Raw genomic sequence first — 22,755 nt, 5'->3', positions numbered from 1 at the left:
CTCAGCGCCCCAGGTCCGCGGTGAAGAACTCGCGCAGGGGCTGCACGTGCCGGTCCTGCCGGCGCCACTCGGCCAGCAGGTCCTCCAGCAGGTGCAGCTCCTCGACCAGCTCCCCGCCCCGGTAGCGGCGCACCACCGGGTGGATGAAGGCGCTCTCGGCGGCCCGGTCCGGCTGCGGGTGCCGCTCGATGGCGAACACGTCGCCGTACTCGTCGCGGCCCCAGCGCAGCGAGAACGTGTAGTAGTGGCTCTCGCCGCCGAACCGGGCGACCGCATGGTCCTCGGGCAGGTCGTGGTAGTGGCGCACCACCCCGGCGGCCGCGTCGACGACGAGGACGTCGCAGAGGAACTCGAACTGCGTCCACAGCGCCGAGCTCCAGTTGACCCGGTCCAGCACCACCTCGGTGAGCGCCTCGGCGTCCGCCGCCACCTTCTCGTACGCCAGCGGCGCGCCCTCGTACCGCTCGCGCAGCAGGGCGGTGAGCGTCCGCAGGTTGTAACGGAAGCCGTCGATGAACGCGGACGACGCCTTCTTGAAGTCGCGATCCTGGGCGAGCGTGCCGGCGAAGTAGAGCCCGTCGACGTCGACCGACTGCCAGTCGGGCCGGGTGGCGGGCAGCCGCCCGCTGGGCACCATGCCGGGGCGGCAGTTGTCGGCGAAGGCCGAGGTGTCCATGGCGAAGCCGGTGCAGCGCAGCACCGTCTCGTACTCCATCACGGCCGTCTCGCCGTCGGCGTGCGTGTAGGTCAGGTGCACCTCGTACTTGTCCCCCACCGGGCGGATCTCGTCGATGACGCAGTCGAGCACGGAGTGCAGGGTCTTGAACTGGTAGCTGTCCAGGACCGCGCCGTGGTGGCCGCGTACGTCGCCGGGGTGCTTGGTGTTCCAGGCCAGGCGCAGGGGACGCGGGCTGGCCAGGTGGATCATGGCGGCGTGCCCGAGGATCGCCGAGGCGGTCTCGAACGCCGAGTTGCCCTTGCCGAGGATGAGCACCCGCTGGTCGGCGTAGTCGGCCGGGTCGGTGGACATGTCCTCGTAGCCGATCGCGTGCTCGATGCCGCGTACGTCGGGGATGTTGGGCCGGCCCCAGCCGGCGGCCCACACCACGCAGTCGGCGTGCAGCAGCCGACCGCCGGCGCGCACGAGGAAACCGTCGTCGGTCTTGGTGACCAGCTCGACGGTCGTGTCGTAGCGGACGGCGAGCCCGTGGTGGCGGGCGAAGTCGCCGAGGTAGCGGACCATGTCGTCGGCGGAAGGGAAGTATTCGCGGCTGTAGTCGGCGAACGGCAGGTCGGCCGGGGTGTGCAGCAGCGAGTTCCAGTCCCAGCGCAGCCGGATCTCGGGGTCGGTGCTGGTGGTGTGCACCTTGTTCAGGGAGATCAGCTTGCGGTGGCGGGGGAACCGGCGGAAGAACTCGCCGGGTTCGGCCGCGCGTTCCAGCGTCAGGTAGTCGCTGCCGGCCTGCTGGAGGTAGTAGCTCAGCTGAAGGCCGGCCGGGCCGGCGCCGATGATCAGGTAACGGTGGTGCTCGGTGCCCTCTGGCAAGTCGGTCATGGCTGCTCCCGCGTCGAGTACCCATGACCATTGTGGATAAATGCACTTAAGTCAATACATATCCGGGTTGGATGGTGCGGCCGAAGGACGGAGATCGACGGTCGGCCGCCCCCGCCGCTGCGGCGGGGGCGGCCGGCGCGCGGGCGGTGCGCTCAGGCGGGCTGGGCGGCCGGCTCACGGTGGCCGCTGACCTTCGCCGCCGGCATCGGTCCACCCTTGGCGGTGCCGGTCATCTCGTCGCCGTCGATCGTCACGTCGAAGGCCAGGTCCATCCGCATCGGCTTCTTGATCGACTGGTACCAGGACAGCCGGTTGCCCTCCAGCGTGAGATCGTTCAGGGTGAGCGTCTCCTTCTCGCCGCGGGAGATGCCCTGCAGGACACCATCCTTGCTGAACAGCTCCAACTCGGTGCGGCGGACGCCGAACGGGGTGGCCACGGCCACCTTCCAGAATCCCTCGACAGACACGGCGGCTTCCTCTCTTCCCGGGGTCCCGGGCGGGGGCGGTCCCGCAGGACGACGCCCGGGCGGCGCCTCGGGCAGCGCCGCCACCCACGCTAGCCACCCTGCCGACGACAGTTAGTCGCCATATTGCCGTCTTGGGCCGACGGGTGGACACAGCGGGTCAACGCGGTGAGATCGACCAATAGGGATCCGACGCGTCAAATCGTCCGCTATACGCGAACTAAACCGGCCGCATGCTGCGAAAACGTCGGGAGCAATGTGAAAGAAGCGCGCCCCGGCGCCACCGTCGCACGATGAACCTGGCCTGATCCGGTCGCCGAGCATCCACTTTTCCCGACCGCCGCAGGAGGAAACCAGGCACTCAGAAAGCAGATTCGACGCGCCGACGGAAAATTGCCGGGGAAACTATCTTCCTCCGGCCGGACCGTCGCGCCGCGAAGCCCCCGACGTCAGGCGACACTCCCCCATCCCTTGCCGCGCAGCACCCCGGGACCGCCCGTGGAACACCGTCGCGGTGATGCCGTCTGCCCTGTTCACGCCATCGGCTTTGGCAGAAGCCGATGGCTCTGTTGTAAGGAGACCGTACCGTGCTGGGTCAACGCGCACGCTCGCTCAGTCCCGGAATAGTCGCGATTCTACTCGTGGCCTCGCTCTTTTTCATCATCGACAGCCGCGTGTCGGTCGCCGGCGCCGACGAAGCCGCCACAAAGTACCGCTTCACCGAGCAGTCGATCGCCTACCCGGACGGCTACGACCAGCTACCGAAGAAAACGATTCGCGACGTCAACCGCTCGTACCACAAGATCCGGGCCTGGATCTCGTCGGTCGGGGCGAGCATCGCGATCAACGACCTGACCGGCCACGGCCGCGCCAACAGCCTCTGCTTCGTGGACGTGCGCACCAACAAGGTCGTCGTGACGTACGCGCCCACCGCGCCGAAGGAGGACCAGTTCGCGCCGTTCCTGCTCGACCCGGCGCCGCTGCCCTTCGACGACACGATGGCCCCGATGGGCTGCGTGCCGGGCGACTACAACCTCGACGGCCGGATGGACCTCATGGTCACCTACTGGGGCCGGGTGCCGATCCTGTTCCTGCACAAGGCCAGCGCGACCACGGTGTCCAACGCCACCTACCAGCGCCAGGAGCTGCTGCCGCAGAGCTCGCCCGACGGGATCTACCACGGCCCGAAGTGGCACACCAACGCCTCGCTGGTCAGCGACCTCGACGGCGACGGCCGCCCGGACGTGGTGATCGGCAACTACTTCCCCGAGTCCGACGTGCTCAACACGCGGGGCCAGGACAACGTCGAGATGAACGAGACGCTGTCCAGCGCCACCAACGGCGGCGGCAGCCACGTCCTGCGCTGGGTGTCGGCGACCTCGGGCGACAACCCGTCGGTGACGTTCGTGCCGGAGCGCGCCGCGATCCCGTTCGTCGCGTCGACCGGCTGGACGCTGGGCCTCAACGCCGCCGACCTCACCGGCCGGGGCCTGCCCGACGTCTACGTGGCCAACGACTTCGGCCACGACCACCTGCTGCACAACGTCTCCCGGCCCGGCCGCATCGAGTTCAAGGTCGCCGTCGGCGAGCGCACCCCCACCACGCCCAAGTCGTTCGTGCTCGGCAACGGCTCGTTCAAGGGCATGGGCATCGACTTCGGTGACCTCGACCGCAACGGCAGCTTCGACATGATGGTCTCCAACATCACCACGGCCTGGGGCCTGGAGGAGAGCAACTTCGTCTGGATCAACCGGGCCCGCGACGAGCGCGACATGCTCGCCAAGCTCGACAAGGGCGTCGCCCCGTTCACCCAGGAGGCCCGCCCGCTCGGCCTGGCCTGGAGCGGCTGGGGCTGGGACGTGAAGTTCGGCGACTTCCTCAACAGCGGCGACCTGGAGGTCGTGCAGACCCTCGGCTTCGTCAAGGGCAAGATCGACCGCTGGCCGTGGCTGCAGGAGATGGCCATGATGAACGACGACCTGATGTCCAACCCGGCGATGTGGCCGAACATGCAGCCCGGTGACGACATCGCCGGCAGCCAGCCGCTGGCGTTCTTCGCCCGCACCGAAAGCGGCGAGTTCGCCAACATCACCAAGCAGGTCGGCCTGGACGTGCCGATCCCCACCCGGGGCATCGCCACCGCCGACACCCGCGGCATCGGGGCGCTGGACCTCGCCGTGGCCCGCCAGTGGGGCCCGCCGGCGTTCTACGCCAACGAGGCGCCCGCCAAGGGCAACTACCTGAACCTGCGGCTGTACCGGCCCGCGGTCGGTGCCGCGGAGGGCCAGATGCTCTGCACCCCGGCGTACGGCGCCACCGTCACGGTCACCACGCCGGACGGGCGCAAGCAGATCTCCCAGCTCGACGGCGGCAGCGGCCACGGCGGCAAGCGCAGCTTCGAGGTCCACTTCGGGCTGGGGGCCAGCAGCGGCCCGGTCACCGTCGACATGCGTTGGCGCGACCTCAGCGGCCAGCAGCACAGCACCAGCCAGCAGCTCACCGCCGGCACGCACACCCTCGTGCTGACCGACCGCGTCGAGGAGGTTCCGAACCGATGACCACGATCGCCCCGCCCCCCAGCATCGACACCGCGCCCGCGGCCCCCGTCCGCCCCGCGCCGGCCAAGCCCGAGCCCGACCGCCGCTACCTGGCGCTGCGCAACTTCGCCATCTCGATCAGCGTCTTCAACATCTTCGGCTACACGCTGCTCGGCTTCGAGCAGCCGTGGCTGTGGCCCATCTTCGCGGTGCTCACCGGCTATGCCACCGAGCTGACCTTCGAGCTGATCCGGGCCCGGGCCAAGAAGGAGACCCCCCGGTTCCTCGGCGGCGGCGGCCGCCGGGTGTACGAGTTCCTGCTGCCCTCGCACATCACCGCGCTGGCCTGCAACATGCTCCTGTACGCCAACGACATGTTCCTGCCGATCGCGTTCGCCGTGATCGTCGGCGTGACCGGCAAGTACGTCTTCCAGGCCCCGGTCTACGGCCGGATGCGGCACTACATGAACCCGTCGAACTTCGGCATCACGATGGCGCTGGTCTGCTTCGGCTCCTGGATCTCCATCGCCCCGCCGTACCAGTTCACGGAGAACGCCAACACGTACTTCCGGATCATGATCCCGATCATCATCGTGACCGCCGGCACCGTCATCAACGCGCTGCTGACCCGCAAGGTCCCGCTGATCGTGGGCTGGCTCGGCGGCTTCGCCATCCAGGCGTTCCTGCGGGCCTGGATCTGGGACGTGGCCCTGTTCTCGGCGCTGGCCGTGATGACCGGTGTGGCGTTCGTGCTCTTCACCAACTACATGATCACCGACCCGGGCACCACCCCGGTCAAGCCGATGAACCAGTTCATGTTCGGCTCCGGCGTGGCCATGGCCTACGGCGTGCTGATGCTGTTCAACGTCGTCTACACGCTCTTCTTCGCGGTGGTCGTCGTCTGCGGCATCCGCGGCATCGGCTGGTGGATCGCGGACATGCGCAAGAAGTCCCGGGCCGCCGCCAAGCTGACCCTCGACACCCCCAGGAGCCTCGCGTGAGCGACCGGATAGCCGTCGTCGGGATCGCCTGCCGGTATCCCGACGCGGAGGACCCCAACCAGCTGTGGGAGAACGTGCTCACCGGCCGCCGGGCGTTCCGCCGGCTGCCCGACGAGCGGATGAACGCCGAGGACTACTACTCCCCCGACCCCGCCGCGCCCGACCGGTTCTACTCGGCCAAGGCCGCCGTGATCGAGGGCTTCGAGTTCGACCGGGTCAAGTACAAGATCGCCGGGAGCACCTTCCGGTCCACCGACATGACGCACTGGCTGGCCCTGGACACCGTCGCCCGGGCCCTGGCCGACGCCGGCTTCGCCGACGGCGAGGGGCTGCCGCTGGCCACCACCGGCGTGGTCATCGGCAACACCCTCACCGGCGAGTTCAGCCGGGCCAACCTGCTGCGGCTGCGCTGGCCGTACGTGCGGCGCACGGTCGGAGCGGCGCTGCGCGAGCAGGGCTGGGACGACGCCGCGGTCGGCGCGTTCCTCGACGAGCTGGAGCCGCGCTACAAGGCGCCGTTCCCGCCGATCGACGAGGACACCCTGGCCGGCGGGCTGGCCAACACCATCGCCGGGCGGGTCTGCAACCACTTCGACTTCAAGGGCGGCGGCTACACCGTCGACGGGGCCTGCTCGTCGTCGCTGCTGTCGGTCGCCACCGCCTGCAACGCCCTGGCCCGGGGCGACCTCGACGCCGCCGTCGCCGGCGGCGTGGACCTGAGCATCGACCCGTTCGAGGTGATCGGCTTCGCCAAGACCGGCGCGCTGGCCACCGGCGAGATGCGGGTCTACGACCGCAACTCCAACGGGTTCTGGCCCGGCGAGGGCTGCGGCATGCTGGTGCTGATGCGCGACGAGGACGCCGTCGCGCGCGGCCTGCGCCGGCACGCCGTCATCGCCGGCTGGGGCTACTCCTCCGACGGCAAGGGCGGCATCACCCGGCCGGAGGCCAGCGGCCACCGGCTGGCCATCCGCCGGGCGTACGAGCGGGCCGGCTTCGGCATCGACTCGGTGTCCTACCTGGAGGGCCACGGCACCGGCACCGCCGTCGGCGACGCCACGGAGCTGCGCGCGTTCACCGAGGCCCGGCAGGAGGCCGACGCGGCGGCGGCACCCGCCGCGATCAGCACCGTGAAGGGCAACTTCGGGCACACCAAGGCCGCCGCCGGGGTCGCCGGGCTGCTCAAGGCGATCCTCGCCGTACGCCAGCAGGTCATCCCCCCGGCCACCGGGCACGTGGACCCGCACCCGGTGCTCGACGTGGAGGAGCCCGCCCTGCGGGTGCCCGCCACGGCGGAGCTGTGGCCGGCCGACAAGCCGATCCGCGCGGCCGTGTCGTCGATGGGCTTCGGCGGCATCAACGCGCACGTGGTCGTCGAGAGCGCGGAGAGCGGCCGGCGCACCCGCATCGGGGCGTCGACGACCGCGCTGGTGCGCTCCCGGCAGGACACCGAGCTGCTGATGTTCGACGCGCGTACCCCGGAGGAGCTGGGCTCGCGGCTGTCGGACCTGGCGCCGTGGGTGGGCCGCCTGTCGTACGCGGAGCTGGGCGACCTGGCGGTGGCCCTGGCCGGGAAGCTGGCCGGGCGACCGGTGCGGGCGGCGGTGGTCGTCGCCTCGCCCGAGCAGGCGCGGCAGCGCCTGGAGCGGCTGGTCGAGCTGGTCGACGCGGGCGAGCAGCGGGTGATCGACGCGGCCGGCGGCGTCTTCCTCGGCGCGGCGGGCCCCGCCCCGCGGATCGGGTTCCTCTTCCCCGGTCAGGGCGCGGGACGGCGTGCCGACGGCGGCGCGCTGCGCCGCCGGTTCGAGGAGATCGACGCCCTCTACCAGGCCCACCAGCCGCCGCCCGGCGCGGACCTGGTGGCCACGGCCGTGGCGCAGCCGCGGATCGTGACCGGGTCGGTCGCGGGCCTGCGGGCGCTGTCGATGCTCGGCATCCGGGCCACCGGCGCGACCGGGCACAGCCTCGGCGAGCTGACCGCCCTGCACTGGGCCGGCGCCATGGACGAGCAGACGCTCATCGCGACCGCCGGCGCACGCGGGCGGATCATGGCCGACGCCAGCGCCGGGGACGGCACGATGGCCAGCATCTCCGCCGCCCCCGAGGTGGTGGAGCCGCTGCTGGCCGGCACGCCGGTCGTCATCGCCGGCTACAACAGCCCGCAGCAGACCGTGGTCTCCGGCCCGGTCGACGCGGTGCTGCAGGTCGGCGCGGCGGCCGAGCGGGCCGGGCTGTTCTGGACCCGGATCGCGGTGTCGCACGCCTTCCACTCCGAGGCCGTCGCCCCGGCTGCCGTCGCGTTCGCCGAGCACCTGAGCGGCGAGACCTTCGCGCCGCTGGCGCGGCCGATGGTCTCCACGGTCACCGGGGACGTGCTGCCGGCCGACACCGACGTGCCGGAGCTGCTGCGCCGGCAGGTGCTGGACCCGGTGCGGTTCACCCAGGCGGTGCGCCGCCTCGCCGACGACGCCGACCTGCTGCTGGAGGTCGGCCCGGGTCGGGTGTTGCGTGGGCTGGCCGCCGACATCGCCCCGCAGGTGCCGACGGTCTCGCTGGAGACCGACAGCCTCTCCCTCGCGGGCCTGCTCAACGCCGTCGGCGCGGCGTACGCGGCGGGCGCGGCGGTGAACCACGAGGCGTTGTTCCAGGACCGGTTCGCCCGGCCGCTGGAGCCGGGCCGGCCGCTGCGGTTCTTCGCCAGCCCCGCCGAGTCGGCCCCCGCCGGGGACTTCGCAGTGGCCCGTACCGCCGAGGAACTGGCCGCCGTCGCGGCCACGCCGAACGGCACGTCGGTGGCGGCGTCCGGACCCGGCGCCACCCTCGACAGCCTGGAGCTGCTGCGCCGGCTCGCCGCCGAGCGGGCCGAGCTGCCGCTGGAGGCGGTGCGGCCGGACAGCCGGCCGCTGGACGAGCTGCACCTCAGCTCGATCACCGTCGGGCAGATCGTCAACCAGGCCGCCCGGGAGCTCAACGTGGCCGCGCCGACGCTGACCTCCAGCTACGCCACCGCCACCGTGGCGGAGATCGCGCAGATCCTCGACGACGCCGCCGGCGGTGCGGCCGGCGGCGACGAGCAGGAGGCGTCGATCGCCGGGGTGGCCCCGTGGGTGCGGGCGTTCGCCGTCGACCTGGTGCCCACGGAGGTGGGTCCGCGCGTCGGCGCCCCGGTCGACGGGGGGTGGCAGGTGTTCACCGCCGGGCACAACCCGCTCGCCGAGCCGCTGCGCACGGCGCTGCAACACGCCCGGGTGGGCGACGGGGTGCTGCTGTGCCTGCCGCGCGACGGCCAGCCCGAGCACATCCCGGTGATGCTGCGCGCGGCCCGGTCCGCGCTGGCGCAGGGCGGCGCCGTGCGGTTCGTGGCGGTCGGTGACCGGCGCACCGCCGCCGGCCTGGCCAAGACGCTGCACCAGGAACACCCGGAGATCGTCACCACGGTGGTCGTCCTGCCGCTGGTCGACGAGCCGGCCGAGGAGGCGCTGGCGGCCACGGTGGCCCGGGTGGTCGCCGACGTGGCGGCCACCGCAGGGTTCAGCGAGGTCCACTACGACCGCGACGGCAACCGGCACGTGCCCGTGCTGCGGCCGGCGGCCCTGCCGCCCAACGGCGGGCCGGGGCTGGGCGTGGAGGACGTGCTGCTGGTCACCGGCGGCGGCAAGGGCATCACCGCCGAGTGCGCCCTCGCGCTGGGCCGGGACACCCTCGCGGCGGTCGGCCTGATCGGCCGCTCCGACCCGGCGACCGACGCGGAGCTGGCGGCCAACCTCGACCGGCTCACCGCCGCCGGGGTGCGCTTCCACTACGCCCGCGCGGACATCACCGCGCTGGACGAGGTGAAGGCGGCCGTCAACGACATCGAGCGGGTCCTCGGCCCGGTCACCGGCGTGCTGCACGGCGCCGGCCGCAACGAGCCGACGGCGGTGGCCAACCTCGACGAGGCGACGTTCCGGCGGACCCTCGCCCCGAAGATCGACGGGCTGGAGGCCGTGCTCGCCGCGACCGACCCGCACACGCTGCGGCTGCTGGTCACCTTCGGCAGCATCATCGGCCGGGCCGGGCTGCGCGGCGAGGGGCACTACGCCACGGCCAACGACTGGATGACCGACCTGACCCGCAAGGTCGGCGAGGACTACCCGCACATCCGGTGCCTGGCGCTGGAGTGGTCGGTGTGGTCCGGGGCCGGCATGGGCGAGCGGCTCGGGGTGCTGGAGGCCCTCACCCGCGACGGCATCGCGCCGATCCCCGTGGAGGCCGGCATCGCCACGCTGAAGGAGGTGCTGGCCAGCCCCGTCGCGCCGCAGGCGCTGGTGGTGATGGGCCGCGCCGACGGCCTGGCGACGGTCACGCTGGAGCGGCGCGAGCTGCCGCTGCTGCGCTTCATCGACCGGCCGCAGGTGCACTACCCGGGCGTGGAGCTGGTCGTGGACGCGGACCTCACCGCCGACGACGACCTCTACCTGGCCGACCACCTGCTCGACGGGGACCTGCTCTTCCCCGCCGTGCTGGGCATGGAGGCCATGGCGCAGGCGGCGTCGGCGCTCACCGGGCGCACCGAGGCCCCGGTGCTGGAGGACGTCGAGCTGCTGCGTCCGATCGTGGTGCCGCCCACCGGCAGCAACACGATCCGGATCGCGGTGCTCGCCGCCGCCGACGGCACGGTCGAGGCGGTGGTGCGCAGCAGCGACACCAACTTCGCCGCCGACCACTTCCGGGCCCGGCTGCGCTGGGACCGGCCGCTGCGGGTCGAGGCCCGGGCGGGCACCGCCGCGGCGGGGCTGCTGCCGATCGACCCGGCCCGTGACCTGTACGGCCCGGTGCTGTTCCAGGGACGGCGGTTCCAGCGCCTGCTGGGCTACCTGGACCTGGCGGCGACGAGCTGCACGGCGCGGGTGTCCAACCGGCCGGTCGACGCGTGGTTCGCCCGGTACCGCCCCGGCGACCTGGTCCTCGGCGACCCGGGCACCCGGGACACGGTGATGCACGCGTTGCAGTGCTGCGTGCCGGACGCGACCCTGCTGCCGGGCGCGATCGAGCGGCTGCACCTGGCCGACCCGAAGGTCGCCGCGACCCTGGACACGGTCACCATCCACGCGGTGGAGCGGCTGCGCCAGGGCGACACCTACCACTACGACGTGGACGTCTGCGACGCCGACGGCAACCTCGTCGAGCGGTGGCAGGGGCTGCGCCTGCACGCCGTGCGCAAGCAGGACGGCACGGGGCCGTGGCTGCCGGCGCTGGTCGGCCCGTACCTGGAGCGGCGGGTCGGCGCGTTCCTGCCCGACGAGCTGCGCGTCGTGGTGCGGCCCGACGACTCCGACGCCACCGGCACGCAGGCCCGCCGCCGGCAGACCGCCCGCGCGGTGAGCTGGGCGCTGGGCACGGAGACGACGGTGCGCTACCGGCCGGACGGCAAGCCGGAGGTCGACGCCGACGTCCGGATCTCCGCCTCGCACGGCGCCGGGGTCACCGTCGCCGTCGCCGGCGCCTCCGCGGCGGTGGGCTGCGACGTGGAGCTGGCCGCGGCCCGCTCGGCCGACGAGTGGGCCGGCCTGATCGGCGCCGACGGCCTCGCCCTGGCCACGCTGCTGGCCCGGGAGCAGGGCGAGGACCTGTCGGTCGCCGCCACCCGGGTCTGGGGGGCGGTGGAGTGCCTGCGCAAGAACGGCCACGCCCGGGTCGACCTGGTGGCCGAGCCGAACGGCACGGCCGGCTGGGTGGCCCTGCGGTCGGGGGCGGCGCGCGTCGCCACCTTCGTCACCGCGCTCAACGACGTCGCCGACCCGGTGGTGTTCACGATGCTGGCGGAAGGAAGCAGGTGAAGTCATGGAGTCCTACTACGAGTACCGGCACCTGGTCGGTTTCGAGGAGACCAACCTCGTCGGGAACGTCTACTACGTCAACTACATGCGCTGGCAGGGCCGGTGCCGGGAGATGTTCCTGCGGGACCAGGCGCCGGAGGTCCTGGCGGACATCCGCGACGACCTGAAGCTGTTCACCCTCAAGTGCGAGTGCGAGTTCTTCACCGAGATCACCGCGTTCGACGAGCTGTCGATCCGGATGCGGCTGGAGGACCTCACGCAGACCCAGATCGGCTTCGCCTTCGACTACGTGCGGCTGCGCGACGGGTTCGAGGAGCTGGTGGCCCGGGGGCGGCAGCGGATCGCGTGCATGCGCGGCCCGAACACCGACACCCGGCCGACCCGGGTGCCGGACACGCTGCGGGCGGCGCTGTCGCGGTACGCGGTGGCCCCCGCCGCGGGCGGCCAACGCAAGGTCCTCGAAGGCGTCGGGGAGGGCTGAGCGGTGACCAGAGCGGACCAGCGACCGGTCGCCGGCGCGGTGACGGTGCCCCCGCCGGCGACGGCGGCCAACCACGCCGAGCTGCGGGCGGTGATGGGGATGTTCGCCACCGGCGTGACGGTGGTGACGTCGGGCCGGGACCTGCCGCACGGCATGACCGCGAACGCGTTCACCTCGGTGTCGCTGGACCCGGCGATGGTGCTGGTGTGCGTGAAGCGCAGCTCGGTCATGCACGACACCGTCCTGGCGCAGGGCTCCTTCGCGGTGTCGATCCTGGCCGCCGGCCAGGAGGGGCTGGCGCGCTACTTCGCCAGCTCCAGCCGGCCCCGCGACGAGCGGGAGTTCGAGACGGTGCCGTGCGAGGCGGGACCGCACACCGGGGCGCCGATCGTGTCCGGGAACGTGGCCTGGGTGGAGTGCAAGCTGGCGGCCGTGTACGACGGCGGCGACCACTCCATCTTCCTCGGCTCCGTGCTCGGCACCGGCCGGGGTGACAGCAGCGACGCGCTGCTGTTCCACGGCGGCCGGTTCTGCGAGGTCGGCAAGGGTTGACCGGGTCGGCCCGGCGCCAGCCGGGCCGACCACCCGACGGCCGGGCGGCCACGCACCCCGCGTGGTCGCCCGGCCGTTCGCCGTGTCGCCGTCCACCGCTGCCGCCATCGCCGTTGGTCGTTGGCCGTCACCGACTGCCGTCGCCGGGCGCGCTGCCGGGGCAGCTCCACCGAGGGCGGTGGGGCTGACGGGTGCGCGGTAGAGCCCCTACGAGTGCTGGAGTCCGGCGGGGTCCTGGAGTCCGGCGGGGGCTGGGTCCGGCGGGGTCCTGGGCACACGGCGAGGCGCAACCGGCCGGGGAGCACCGGTTGCGCCAGGTTCGCCGGGCAGGCGGGTCAGGCCTCGTGGACGTGCATCGGCAGGCCGCCGCGGACCCGCAGGGTCAGCATCGGCTCCGGCACCACCGGGTAGCCGGGCTGCAGCGACAGCCGCAGCTGCCGGGTCACGCAGGCGAGGACGAACACCGCCTCCATCAGCCCGAGGTTGTTGCCGACGCAGAAGCGCGGGCCGGCGCCGAACGGGATGTAGGCGTACCGCGGCCGGTCGGCGCGCCGGTCGGGGTCGAAGCGGTCCGGGTCGAAGCGGTCCGGGTCGGGCCAGAACTCCGGGTGCCGGTGCAGGGTGTACGGGCAGAGCACCACGTCCGCGCCGGCGGGCACGTGCCAGCCGCCCACGACGTCGTCGCCCTGGGCGATGCGGGGCAGCAGCCACACCGGCGGGTACAGCCGCATCACCTCGTCGACCACCATCGCGGTGTACCGCAGCCGGTGCAGGTCCTCGTACGTCGGGTTGCGGTCGCCGAGCACCTCGACGGCCTCGGCGTGCATCCGCTCCCACACCTCGTGGTGCCGGTCGAGCAGGTAGAACGTCCAGGTCAGGGTGCTGGCGGTGGTCTCGTGCCCGGCCAGCAGCAGGGTGACCAGCTCGTCGCGCATCCGCTGCCGGGCCACCCGGGGGTCGGTCTCGCGGCTGGTCGACTCGATCAGCCGGGACACCACGTCGTCGCGGCCGGCGATCCCGCCGGGCTGCGCCCGCCGGTGCGCCACCAGCCGGTCGACGATCTCCTGCAGCTCGGCGCGCGCCCGGCGGAAGCGCCGCTGCCGGGGCAACGGCACCCACGGCGGCACGGCGCCCAGCGACATCATCTCGAAGATCGCCTGGTCCTGCACCGCCTCGAACGCCGCGCCGATGCCGCCGAACTCGCCGAGGTCGGCGTCGAGCAGCGTACGGCCCAGCACGCCGAGGGTCAGCTCGGTCATCTCGTGGCGGATGTCGACGGGGCCGGCGCCGACGGCGCGTTGCAGCCGGGCGGCCATCCGCACCGACTCCTCGGCGACCGCGTCGGCCTGGCGGGCGATGCGGCGGGCCTGGAACACCGGCTGGATCACCTTGCGCTGCTTGGTCCACAGCTCGCCCTCGCTGGTGAGCAGGCCGTCGCCGAGGGTGCGGCGGGCGTGCACCAGCCCGATGCCCTTGTGGTAGTTGCCCGGGTTCTCGGCCAGCACGTGCTTGGCGTGGTCGGGGTGGTTGAAGAACCAGAGCGTCTTCGGCCCCAGGGGCAGCCGCACCGCGTCGCCGTGCCGGGCGGCGACCGCCCGCATGACGTCGAGGCGGTTGCGGGCCATCCGCCCGAGCAGCACCGGGGCGGTCCACGGCGAGGGGCCCGGCGGGCGCACCCGGGTGGGGTCGGCGACCGCGGTCACGGCTGCACCCGGGCGTCGGCCCGGAACCGCGCGGCCACGGCGCGCCGCCACACCTCGTACGCGGGCAGGCCGGAGGCGTCCGGGCCGGCGGGGATCAGCTCGTCGGTGACCCGACCCGCGTCGGCGGCCGACGCCCGGCAGAACACCTGCGTGGCGAGTTCCGTGTGCGGCACCAGCAGCCCCGCCCGGATCCGGGCCTGCGCGGCGAACGCGCTGGCCTGGGCGACGAACGGGGCGTGTTCGCCGGAGCGGGCCAGGAACAGCCGCAGCTCGTCGGCCGTGCACCCGCCCGCGTACGTCGCGGCGAGCCCGGCCCCGCTGTAGAGGTCCTCGTGCCGTGCTGCCGGGAACCGGTCGATCAGGTCGGCGGCGACGGTCGGGTCGCAGCCGGCGACGAACCAGGTGGCCCGGCCGATGCCCTGGTCGATGGCGCGGGCGGCGTACGCGGTGGGGCCCTCGGGCGGCCACGGGAAGTCGGTCACCGCGCGCTGGCCGTGCACGTACTCGGCGGTGTGGAAGTACGCCTGGTGGAAGCCGTAGCCGTCGTGCACGAGCCAGCGCAGCAGCGGATCGGTGGCCCCCGCCAGGGCCCGCCGCCACAGGAACTTCGGCAGCCGCGCCAGGGCCCAGCCGATCCCGACGTACGCCATGTAGACGTGCCGGTCGCCGGTGCCGGCGAGGAACTCGGCGCTGCGCCGGGGCGCGCCCGGGGTGAGCGCGTCGACCAGCGCGAAGCCCATGGCCGCGCCCTCGTAGGCGAACCCCTGGAAGCGGGTCGGCAGCGGGGCGAGGTCGGTGTCGACGTCGGTCAACCGGCGGGCGCCGGCGGCCGAGGAGAGCCCGGTCAGGAACGACGAGCCGACCGTCTCCAGGATGGTGCGTGACTCCGGGTTCTTGACGTGGAACCCCCGGGTGGAGACGAGGGTCTCCTTGACGTCGGGGGTGAGGACGCGGCGCCTGAGCGCCCTGATGGTGCCGGCCACCTGCTGCTCCCATTCATCCAGATTCGACGATTCAACTGCCCTATCCTCCCGGCCGCCCGACGCCCGCAGCCACTTCCCGATTGCCCTCTGACCTGCGGCGAAGCGGCCGGGACAACGGCACGCTGGGAGTAGTGCGCCGACGCCACGCGGGACACGATCGAGCCGCCCGCCACCTCGGCGGCGGCGTCGCGCCGCGCGGCACGCGCCGGTCGCGGGCGGAGAGGAGCTCGCGATGTTGGTGCTCGTGACGGGCGGTACGGGCTTCGTCGGCGCGCACACGGTGGCGGCGCTCGTCGCGGCCGGGCACCGGGTGCGGGTGCTGGCCCGCGACCCGCGCCGGGTCGCCCCGGCCCTGTCCCCACTGTCCGTGCCCGACGGCGCGGTGCAGGTCGTCGACGGCGACGTCGTCGACGAGACGGCGGTCGCCCGGGCGGTTCGTGGCGTGGACGCGCTGGTGCACGCCGCGTCGGTCTACTCGTTCGACAGCCGGTCACACGAGGCGACCCGGCGGACCAACGCCCGCGGCACCGAGGTGGTGCTGGCGGCGGCCCGCCGGCTCGGGGTGGGGCGCTCGGTGCACGTGTCGACGTTCGGCGCGCTGGAGCCGTCCCCGGCCGGGACGGTGGGCCCGCAGTCACCGCCGACCACGGCCCGGGAGACGTACCTGGCGAGCAAGGCCGCCGCGGAGCGGGTCGCCCGGGGCCACCAGGCGCACGGCGACCCGGTGGTGATCGCCTATCCGCCCGCCCTGCTCGGGCCGCACGATGCGAAGCTCGGCGACCAGAACGCCCGGCTGCGCAACGTGCTGCGCGGCCTGATGCCGATGTGGCCCACCGGCGGCTTCCCGGTCGGCGACGTCCGGGACACCGCCGCGCTGCTCGCGGAGCTGGCCACCGCGCCCGGCGAGGACGGCGGGCGGCACCTCGGCCCCGGCCGCTACCTGAGCACCCGCGACTACGTGCGGGCCGTCCGCGAGGCGACCGGCCGCCGGCTGCCCACGTTGTTCCTGCCGGCCCGGGCGATGCTGCCCTTCGCCTACGCCACCGACCTGGTGCAGCGGGTCTGGCCGTGGCACATCCCCGCCGAGTACGGGGCCTGCTACGTCTGCGCCACCGACGCCCGCCCACAGGACGTGGCCCGGTCGGCGGGGCCGGCGCCCCGGCCGATCGGCGAGACGCTCGTCGACACCGTGCGTTGGCTGCACCGCACGGGGCGGCTCACCGCCGGCCAGGCCGGCAGGGCCGGCACACCTGTCGTTCCCGCCGCGTCCGCGGCGGGTCCCGTCGAAGCCGCGGCGCCGCCGCGCAGGGAGGCACGATCATGACCATCGTCGAACCGCACCCGTCCCGGCCGTCCGGGACCACCGCCGTGGCGGCCTACCGTCAGGTCCGGGTGGCCACGGCGCAGCTGCTGGCCGAGGCGCCGCCCGGCGCAGCCGCGCTGCCGGTGGCCCACTGTCCGGGATGGACTGTACGGGAGCTCGTCGCGCACCTCGTGGAGGTCTGCGCCCGGGTGCACGGCCGGGTCACCGGCGACGTCCCCGGCCCGGCGCCCGACGGCGGGGTGCCGGAGCTGCTCGCCGAGTGGGAGCGGCTGAGCGGGCCGGTGGAGGGGTTCCTCGCCGGCCCGGGCTCGATGGACGGGCACATCCTGGTGATGGACGCGTTCACCCACGAGCTGGACCTGCGCCAGGCGCTGGGCGTCGCGCCGCCGGTCGCGCACCCGGCGCTGCCGGTGGCCTCCGGCGTCCTGCTGAAGGGGTTGTCCGCCTCGCTCGACGGCCACGGCCTGCCGCCGCTGGCGGTGCGGACCGAGCACGGCGACGCGGTGGCGGGGACGGGCGAGCCGACGGTGACCGTGGCCGGCCCCTGGCACGAGGTCTATCTGTCGCTGGCCGGTCGGCGCAGCGCGGCGCAGATCCGGTCGCTGCGGTGGAGCGCCGATCCGGGGCGCTGGCTGCCGGCGTTCACCTGGGGGCCGTTCCGGGTGCCGGAGTCGCCCGTCGCCGGCTCCGTGGGCTGAGCCTGCCGTACCACTGTCGGCTGCCGGCCGGTGCCCCGGGGCACCGGCCCGCCGCCTTCTTGCAAGGGGGATCGATCTGGGCGCATCGCCGGGTCCCGTTCGGCGCGCGCCCTCATCCCCCGGTGGCGGCCGCGCCGCCCGGTCCGCGGCCCCGTCGCGCCGGGCCGGGGCCCGGGGTCGGGGGTCGCCACCGCCCGGGGGCGGCGGTCACGACTTGGCCCGGTGCAGCACCCGTGACGGCCGGGCGGTACGCCGGTCGTTGCGGGCGAAGCCGCGGCGGTTGCGGGCGGCCGGGTCGGTGCTGTCCAGCTCGGGCAGCGCGATCAGGATGGGCAGGTCGAACACGCCGGTGTGGTGCAGCTCCAGGTCCACCGTGAGGTTGACGCCGGAGCCCACGGTGAGCGCGTCGTACGCGCCGACGGCGAGGGGGCGGCGCATGGACGGCCGGGCCGCGATGTCACCGAGCGCGATCGCCGCGGCGCGCAGGTACCACTCGCCCTCCGGCACGTCGCGCAGCACGTACTCGCCGGAGGCCTCCAGGATGTCGCAGGAGGCGGGCAGGCCCTGCACGATGGGGCTGTCGAAGACACCGACGTACACCTTGACCGGCACGTCGACCGGGGGCAGGACGAGGCGTCCGGAGATGGTGGCCCGGCGGCGCGGGCCGGTCGTGCGGGTGCGGGAGAGCTGCGGGATGCCGTTCTCGGCGAGCCAGCGGTAGCGGGCCGGCGAGATGCCCACGCTGCGGGTGAACCGGCTGATGAAGGTGCCCAGGCTGTTGTAGCCGACGGCGTAGGCGATGTCGGTGACGCTCATGTCGGTCTCGAGCAGCAGGTTCTTGGCCTTGTAGAGCCGGATCGCGGTCAGGAAACGGCCCGGCGAAGTGCCCGTCTTGGACCGGAACAGCCGAGAGAAGTAAAAGCGGCTGAGAAAGGCTGAATCGGCCATTGCATCGAGTGACAGAGGTTCGTGGTAACGATCCCACATGATCGAGATGGCTCTTTCGACGGCGTTGTGCACGGCCAATCACTCCATTCGGTGAACACGTTGGGGACACTCCGGCCACATCCGGGCAAGACCTGCCCGGGTATGGTGCCGCCGGTCGCGGGGGTCCCCCGCGACCGGCGACGTTGCCCTGCCCTGGGTCGCCACGACTTCGTTGTCGCACCGTGACGGAACAGGTGTTCGATCACCCGGCTTGAATTGTGGAGAAATGCCAGTCCACCGGCCTTGCCGGGTGGCGCCAGTGCGGACCGAAACACATCGGGCCGCGCTTACTGTGAGTGTCCTAAGTGGTCCGGATGGAGTAGGACGATACCATGCATGGAGATCAATCAATACGGAACTTTCGAATGTTCCCAGAGGCGGCGAGGCGATTTAATCTGACAGACGCAGCGATTATCCGAATTGGTCGGCGATGCCAGCCCTGTCCGCAGTTGATCACCGCGGGGCCGTGAGCTGGCCGCCCAGCCAACGGGCCGCGGCCATGGCCGACCAGGCGGAAACCTCGACCAGCGCCCGGTCGTCCAGGCCGGCCAGCCGGCAGCCGCGCACGACCGTCGCGTCCACCTGGTAGGACGCGAAGGCGACCAGCAGGGCCAGCCGGGCGACGGGCCGCTGGGGTTCGGGCAGCCCCTCGACCAGCCCCTCCACCCAGGCCCGGCTGATCCCCCGCGGACCGCCGTGCCAGCCGACCAGGTTGACCAGCACCAGGTCGCGGACCGCCTCGGGCACCGAGCGCCGGCCCGCCTCCTCGATCGCGGCGCAGGACCGGCCGAACGCCTCCGCGATCGTCGGGCTGCCGGCCGCCCAGGACAGGTCCGCCGGCAGCGGCGCGGCGGGCAGCAGGTCCAGCGAGAGACCCGGACCGTGCGGGCGTCGCGACGCGCTCATCATGGCCCAGCCGAGCACCCGCAGCACCATGGGCAGCGCCATCTCCGGCACCCCGGGCGGCAGCGGCACGTCGCGCAGGAACACGTTCACCACCCGGTTGAGGTAGTGCAGCAGCACCGCCACCCCGACCAGCTCCGGCGTCTGGGCGGCGGGGAACGGCGGCGGCTGCGGCGGGTTCCCGCCGGCCGGCATCGCCCAGCCGACGATCCCCTCCAGCTCCGCCGCGCCCGCGCCGGACCCCGGGTCGGGCCGGGTACGGCCGTCCACGCCGACGCCCACACCGACGCCGGTGAGCAGACCCAACGCGTTGTTGTGGATGGTCGCGCAGTAGGGGCAGGTGTTGCCCAGGGAGACCGCGGTCGCCACCGCCTCCTTGGCCGCGCGCGAGGCGGCCCCGGGGACGACCATCGTCTCCCGCAGCAGCAGCCACGCGGCGGCCAGCACCTCCGGCGCCGGGGCGTGCAGGGCCATCGGTGGGGCCAGCACACCGAAGTCCCTTTCCACCTGCCTGTACACCTCGGCCACCAGACCGCTGGCCCGCCCCCGCCGCACCGGGTCGACGTAACGGATCTGCGTCAACCCGAGCGCGCCCAGCACCGGTCGTAGAACACTTGCCGGCATCACGTACCTCATCCGTCTCTGTGAATTGAAAACAGGTTATCGGCGAAAAGTGCCTTCAGCCAGTAGGCAGTACGGTCCAACCGCGCCGTCGGTTCAACCGCAGGACAGTTCCCGCAGTAGGCAATCTGGGAGAGCACTCCAGCAGCGACGACGTGCCATCATGGGCCAGCGGAATCGCTGCCCGACCGCCGTCGCCAGCGTTTCCGTGTCGCCCCGCAGCCCCGTCGGAGATTGCTGCGGCCAGCACCGACAGCGGCCCTACTTCGTCGTGGAACGCACCGTCGTCCGCCTGGCCTCAGATCGCCCGAGCAACGAGGAGATGGCTCATGGAAACGACGACGAGACAGCCGGGAATCAGAGTCCCGATGATTGACGAGGATCAGGCGCAGGGCCGCACCGCCGAACTCTACGAAGAAATCAAGGCGGTCACCGGGTTGCCATTCGTGCCCGACATGTTCCGGCTCACCTCCACCAATCCGCGGCTGCTCGCGGTGGTGCTCGCCGGCTACGGCGGCATCTTCGGCGGGGACACCCTGCCCCGGCAGCTCAAGGAGCTGATCTCGGCCTGGACGTCCAAGCTGAACGGCTGCCCGTACTGCGTCGGGACGCACAGCTGGTTCCTGAGCCAGTTCGGCGGCAGCGACGAGCTGCTGGAGGCGGTGTCGGACGCCGACAGCGTCGAGGACCTGCCCGTCGACGAGCGCACCATGCCGCTCATGCGGCTGGTGACGAAGGTGAGCACCGGCGCGTACAAGATCACCGACGCGGACTGGGAGCAGGCCGCCGCCGCCGGCTGGAGCGACGCCGAGATGCTCGAGGCGGTCTTCTGCGCCTGCCTGTTCGCGTTCATCAACCGGCTGGTCGACGCCACCGGACTGGGCTCCTCGGTCGACCGCAGCCGCATCGCGCGGCTGGGCGACGAGTGACCCGCGGCCGGGAAGGGACGCCATCATGACCCAGTCACGCGCCATCCTGCTGACCGGCGCCTCGTCGGGCACCGGCATGTCCTCGGGCAGCGGCAAGGCCACCGCGCTGCGGCTGCACCGGGCCGGCTGGCCGGTCTACGCCACCGGACGCAACGTGGAGGCCCTGGCCGACCTGGCCGACGAGGGCATCACGGTGCTCTACCTCGACGTCAACGACGAGGAGTCGATGACCGCCGCGGTCAAGCGGATCACCGACGAGCACGGCGCGGTCGGCACGCTGATCAACAACGCCGCGTACAGCCTCAACGGCACCATCGGCGAGACCCCGATGGACGAGGTCCGCGCCCAGTTCGAGACGAACGTCTTCGGGCTGTGCCGGCTCACCCAGCTGGTCCTGCCCGGCATGCGGGAGCAGGGCGGCGGCCGGATCATCATGATGTCGTCGATCTTCGGCATGTTCGCCACCCCGGGCCGGGGCTACTACCAGGCCACCAAGCACGCGTTGGAGGCCATCAGCGACTCGCTGCGCCTGGAGGTCGCCCCGTTCGGCATCAAGGTGGTGGTGCTCCAGCCGGCGCCCATCCTGGGCGGCTTCGTCCCCGACAGCGTCGCCGACCTGGGCATGGACACCCACGACAACCCCGCCCTGTACCGGGACTTCTGGGAGCACTTCGTCGACTGGCACCAGGCGTACCGGCTCAGCGACAACCCGCCGCTGCGCGGCAAGATCGCCGTCCGCGCCGAGAACGTCGCCAAGGTCCTGGAGACGGCGGTGTCCACCCCGAACCCGCGCATCCGCTACCGGCTCGGCATGCCGCCGCGCCTGCTGCCGAAGATGCGGGCGATGATCGGTGAGCGCGGGTGGGAGAAGTTCGTCCGCGCGTTCTTCCCCATCCCCTGACCGCCCGCACGAGCGGCGCCGACGGATCTCGTCGGCGCCGCTGCGCGTCGCCCGGGGTGCCGTCACGTGCCTCGCCCGTCAGGCCCGGGACTCGTCGATACGCAGGGACCGCGCCCGCCCGCCGCGCGGGCGCAGCCACAGCAGGGCGACGACCACGACCAGCACCACGCCGTCGACGAACAGCAGGAAGGCGCTGAAGCCGTCGATGCCGTGCCCGTGCGCGTCGACCACCACATTCGTGCTGGCCTGGCGCGCCGCGTCGTCCAGGGGGGCCGGCGCGACGCCGGTGCCCGCGCTGAACCGGTACGCCCCGGTGCTGGTCGTGCCGTCGGCGAAGGTGACGTGGTAGGCCACGGTGTAGTCGCCGGCACCGTCGATGCGCAGCGGCAGCCGCAGCCGGGTGGAGCCGACGCGGGTCGGCTCGGCGTCGGTGAGCCGCCCGCCGGTGGCGTCGAGCACCGCGACGTGCGACTGTCCCTCGTCGACCTCGGCGTCGAAGCCCAGGGTCACCTCGGCCGGCGCGGTGGTGAGCACCGCGCCGGCCGACGGTTCGGCGGAGATTGGGCCATCGGCGGCCCGGGCCGCACCGGGGGTGAGCGCGAGCAGCCCGGCGACCGCCGCCGCCACGGCGGTGGCCGCCGCCCGGCGACGGCCACCGGACGGGCGGCTCAGCTCACGCGGCATGGGGGGCGAGGGACCGGCCGGCGACGCGGTGCCCGACGCAGCTGCACGTCATCAGCTCCTGCTCCTGCCGGTTCGGCCGCAGGTGCAGGTACATCGCGATCACCATGGGGATGAAGACCACGGAGTTGTAGAACAGGTGCAGCTCCACCCGCGGCAGCACGAGCTGCAGGATGCTGGTCGGCACCTTCTGGCCGAAGAACATGGTGCCGGACTGCACCTGCCACAGCAGCAGGAAGTGCTCGATGTGGTGCCAGAACTGGATGGCCAGCGCCACGGTCCACCAGGTGCGGGCGCGGCCGACGAAGCCCCGGCGCAGCGCGAAGAGAAAGACCAGCATCACGATGGCGTAGCCGTAGTGCAGCCACTCGGAGGAGACCAGCCACGGGTAGAACTGCCCGAGCACCCCCCGCGCCTTCGGCCGGGGCATCCCCAGGACCCAGATCTGGTACGCCTGGACCAGGTGCTCGGCCCAGTGCGCCAGCACGACGAAGAGGAAGACGTTGAGGGCGGCCCGGTGGTGGGCTCCGTTGAGCCGGCCGAGCAGCCCCGAGGACGGAGCAGCGGTGGAGAGGGGTTGGGACATCTTTTTGCACCTTCCGTAATGACGCGGGAG

Annotated in this window: 17 protein-coding genes; 9 read left to right on the top strand and 8 right to left on the bottom strand. The window is 72.8% G+C overall.

The window, feature by feature from the left end; genetic code table 11:
* Nucleotide 1 precedes the first annotated feature (1 nt).
* Together LPU61_RS17330 and LPU61_RS17325 are read right to left on the bottom strand one after the other, a co-directional pair.
* Nucleotides 2-1,555: an NAD(P)-binding domain-containing protein gene (locus LPU61_RS17330; RefSeq protein WP_043969056.1), complete on the bottom strand. Its 1,554-nt coding sequence runs from the start codon at nt 1,553-1,555 to the stop codon at nt 2-4.
* A gap of 152 nt (nt 1,556-1,707) precedes the next feature.
* On the bottom strand, nt 1,708-2,022 hold the full coding sequence (locus tag LPU61_RS17325) for a hypothetical protein (protein WP_043969055.1): 315 nt from the start codon (nt 2,020-2,022) through the stop codon (nt 1,708-1,710).
* Between the two features lie 638 nt (nt 2,023-2,660).
* Here LPU61_RS17325 and LPU61_RS17320 point away from each other — a divergent pair.
* The 5 genes from LPU61_RS17320 to LPU61_RS17300 are packed head-to-tail and all read left to right on the top strand — an operon-like array spanning nt 2,661 to nt 12,409.
* Nucleotides 2,661-4,577 carry a CRTAC1 family protein gene (locus tag LPU61_RS17320; protein WP_229405493.1) on the top strand — a complete coding sequence of 639 codons (1,917 nt, stop codon included), beginning with the start codon at nt 2,661-2,663 and terminating at the stop codon, nt 4,575-4,577.
* Entirely contained in the window at nt 4,574-5,557 is a 984-nt protein-coding gene (locus tag LPU61_RS17315; protein ID WP_043969053.1) for a hypothetical protein, read from the top strand. The genes LPU61_RS17320 and LPU61_RS17315 overlap by 4 nt, the downstream gene beginning before the upstream one ends.
* Nucleotides 5,554-11,376, top strand: a complete 5,823-nt coding sequence (locus LPU61_RS17310; RefSeq protein ID WP_229405492.1) for a type I polyketide synthase — start codon at nt 5,554-5,556, stop codon at nt 11,374-11,376. Before LPU61_RS17315 ends, LPU61_RS17310 begins: the two co-directional genes overlap by 4 nt.
* A gap of 4 nt (nt 11,377-11,380) precedes the next feature.
* Complete coding sequence (locus LPU61_RS17305) at nt 11,381-11,857, top strand: thioesterase family protein (RefSeq protein WP_043969052.1); 477 nt, start codon at nt 11,381-11,383, stop codon at nt 11,855-11,857.
* Nucleotides 11,858-11,896: 39 nt separating this feature from the next.
* On the top strand, nt 11,897-12,409 hold the full coding sequence (locus LPU61_RS17300; RefSeq protein ID WP_043969628.1) for a flavin reductase family protein: 513 nt from the start codon (nt 11,897-11,899) through the stop codon (nt 12,407-12,409).
* A 335-nt stretch (nt 12,410-12,744) separates the two neighbouring features.
* Here the strand turns inward: LPU61_RS17300 and LPU61_RS17295 are convergent, their stop codons facing one another.
* Entirely contained in the window at nt 12,745-14,112 is a 1,368-nt protein-coding gene (locus LPU61_RS17295) for a cytochrome P450 (RefSeq protein ID WP_374199686.1), read from the bottom strand.
* Nucleotides 14,109-15,095 carry a DUF1702 family protein gene (locus tag LPU61_RS17290; protein ID WP_229405490.1) on the bottom strand — a complete coding sequence of 329 codons (987 nt, stop codon included), beginning with the start codon at nt 15,093-15,095 and terminating at the stop codon, nt 14,109-14,111. The genes LPU61_RS17295 and LPU61_RS17290 overlap by 4 nt, the downstream gene beginning before the upstream one ends.
* 232 nt (nt 15,096-15,327) lie before the next feature.
* Between LPU61_RS17290 and LPU61_RS17285 the strand changes: the two genes are divergently transcribed.
* The gene (locus LPU61_RS17285) at nt 15,328-16,419 is read left to right on the top strand and encodes an SDR family NAD(P)-dependent oxidoreductase (protein ID WP_229405489.1); all 1,092 of its coding nucleotides are present in this window, start codon (nt 15,328-15,330) and stop codon (nt 16,417-16,419) included.
* A complete protein-coding gene (locus LPU61_RS17280; protein WP_052504032.1) occupies nt 16,416-17,117 on the top strand; it encodes a maleylpyruvate isomerase family mycothiol-dependent enzyme in 702 nt (233 codons plus the stop codon). The genes LPU61_RS17285 and LPU61_RS17280 overlap by 4 nt, the downstream gene beginning before the upstream one ends.
* 207 nt (nt 17,118-17,324) lie before the next feature.
* Here LPU61_RS17280 and LPU61_RS17275 read toward each other — a convergent pair whose 3' ends face one another.
* Both LPU61_RS17275 and LPU61_RS17270 read right to left on the bottom strand, forming a co-directional pair.
* Nucleotides 17,325-18,104: a helix-turn-helix transcriptional regulator gene (locus LPU61_RS17275; RefSeq protein WP_255700159.1), complete on the bottom strand. Its 780-nt coding sequence runs from the start codon at nt 18,102-18,104 to the stop codon at nt 17,325-17,327.
* Nucleotides 18,105-18,557: 453 nt separating this feature from the next.
* Entirely contained in the window at nt 18,558-19,631 is a 1,074-nt protein-coding gene (locus LPU61_RS17270; protein ID WP_043969047.1) for an alkylhydroperoxidase, read from the bottom strand.
* 365 nt (nt 19,632-19,996) lie between these two features.
* Between LPU61_RS17270 and LPU61_RS17265 the strand changes: the two genes are divergently transcribed.
* Nucleotides 19,997-20,557, top strand: a complete 561-nt coding sequence (locus tag LPU61_RS17265; RefSeq protein WP_228986231.1) for a carboxymuconolactone decarboxylase family protein — start codon at nt 19,997-19,999, stop codon at nt 20,555-20,557.
* Nucleotides 20,558-20,582: 25 nt separating this feature from the next.
* Nucleotides 20,583-21,458, top strand: coding sequence for an SDR family NAD(P)-dependent oxidoreductase (locus tag LPU61_RS17260; RefSeq protein WP_043969044.1), 876 nt, complete (start codon nt 20,583-20,585; stop codon nt 21,456-21,458).
* Nucleotides 21,459-21,536: 78 nt separating this feature from the next.
* Here LPU61_RS17260 and LPU61_RS17255 read toward each other — a convergent pair whose 3' ends face one another.
* Nucleotides 21,537-22,142 (bottom strand): copper resistance CopC family protein, encoded by a 606-nt coding sequence (locus LPU61_RS17255; RefSeq protein ID WP_229405487.1) that lies wholly within the window; start codon nt 22,140-22,142, stop codon nt 21,537-21,539.
* Nucleotides 22,132-22,725, bottom strand: a complete 594-nt coding sequence (locus tag LPU61_RS17250) for a hypothetical protein (protein ID WP_043969043.1) — start codon at nt 22,723-22,725, stop codon at nt 22,132-22,134. The genes LPU61_RS17255 and LPU61_RS17250 overlap by 11 nt, the downstream gene beginning before the upstream one ends.
* Between the last annotated feature and the right edge of the window lie 30 nt (nt 22,726-22,755).

Origin of the sequence: Micromonospora sp. NBRC 110038, assembly GCF_020884815.1 — a bacterium.
Classification (GTDB): domain Bacteria; phylum Actinomycetota; class Actinomycetes; order Mycobacteriales; family Micromonosporaceae; genus Micromonospora; species Micromonospora haikouensis.
This window is presented reverse-complemented; position numbering and strand designations above follow the sequence as displayed.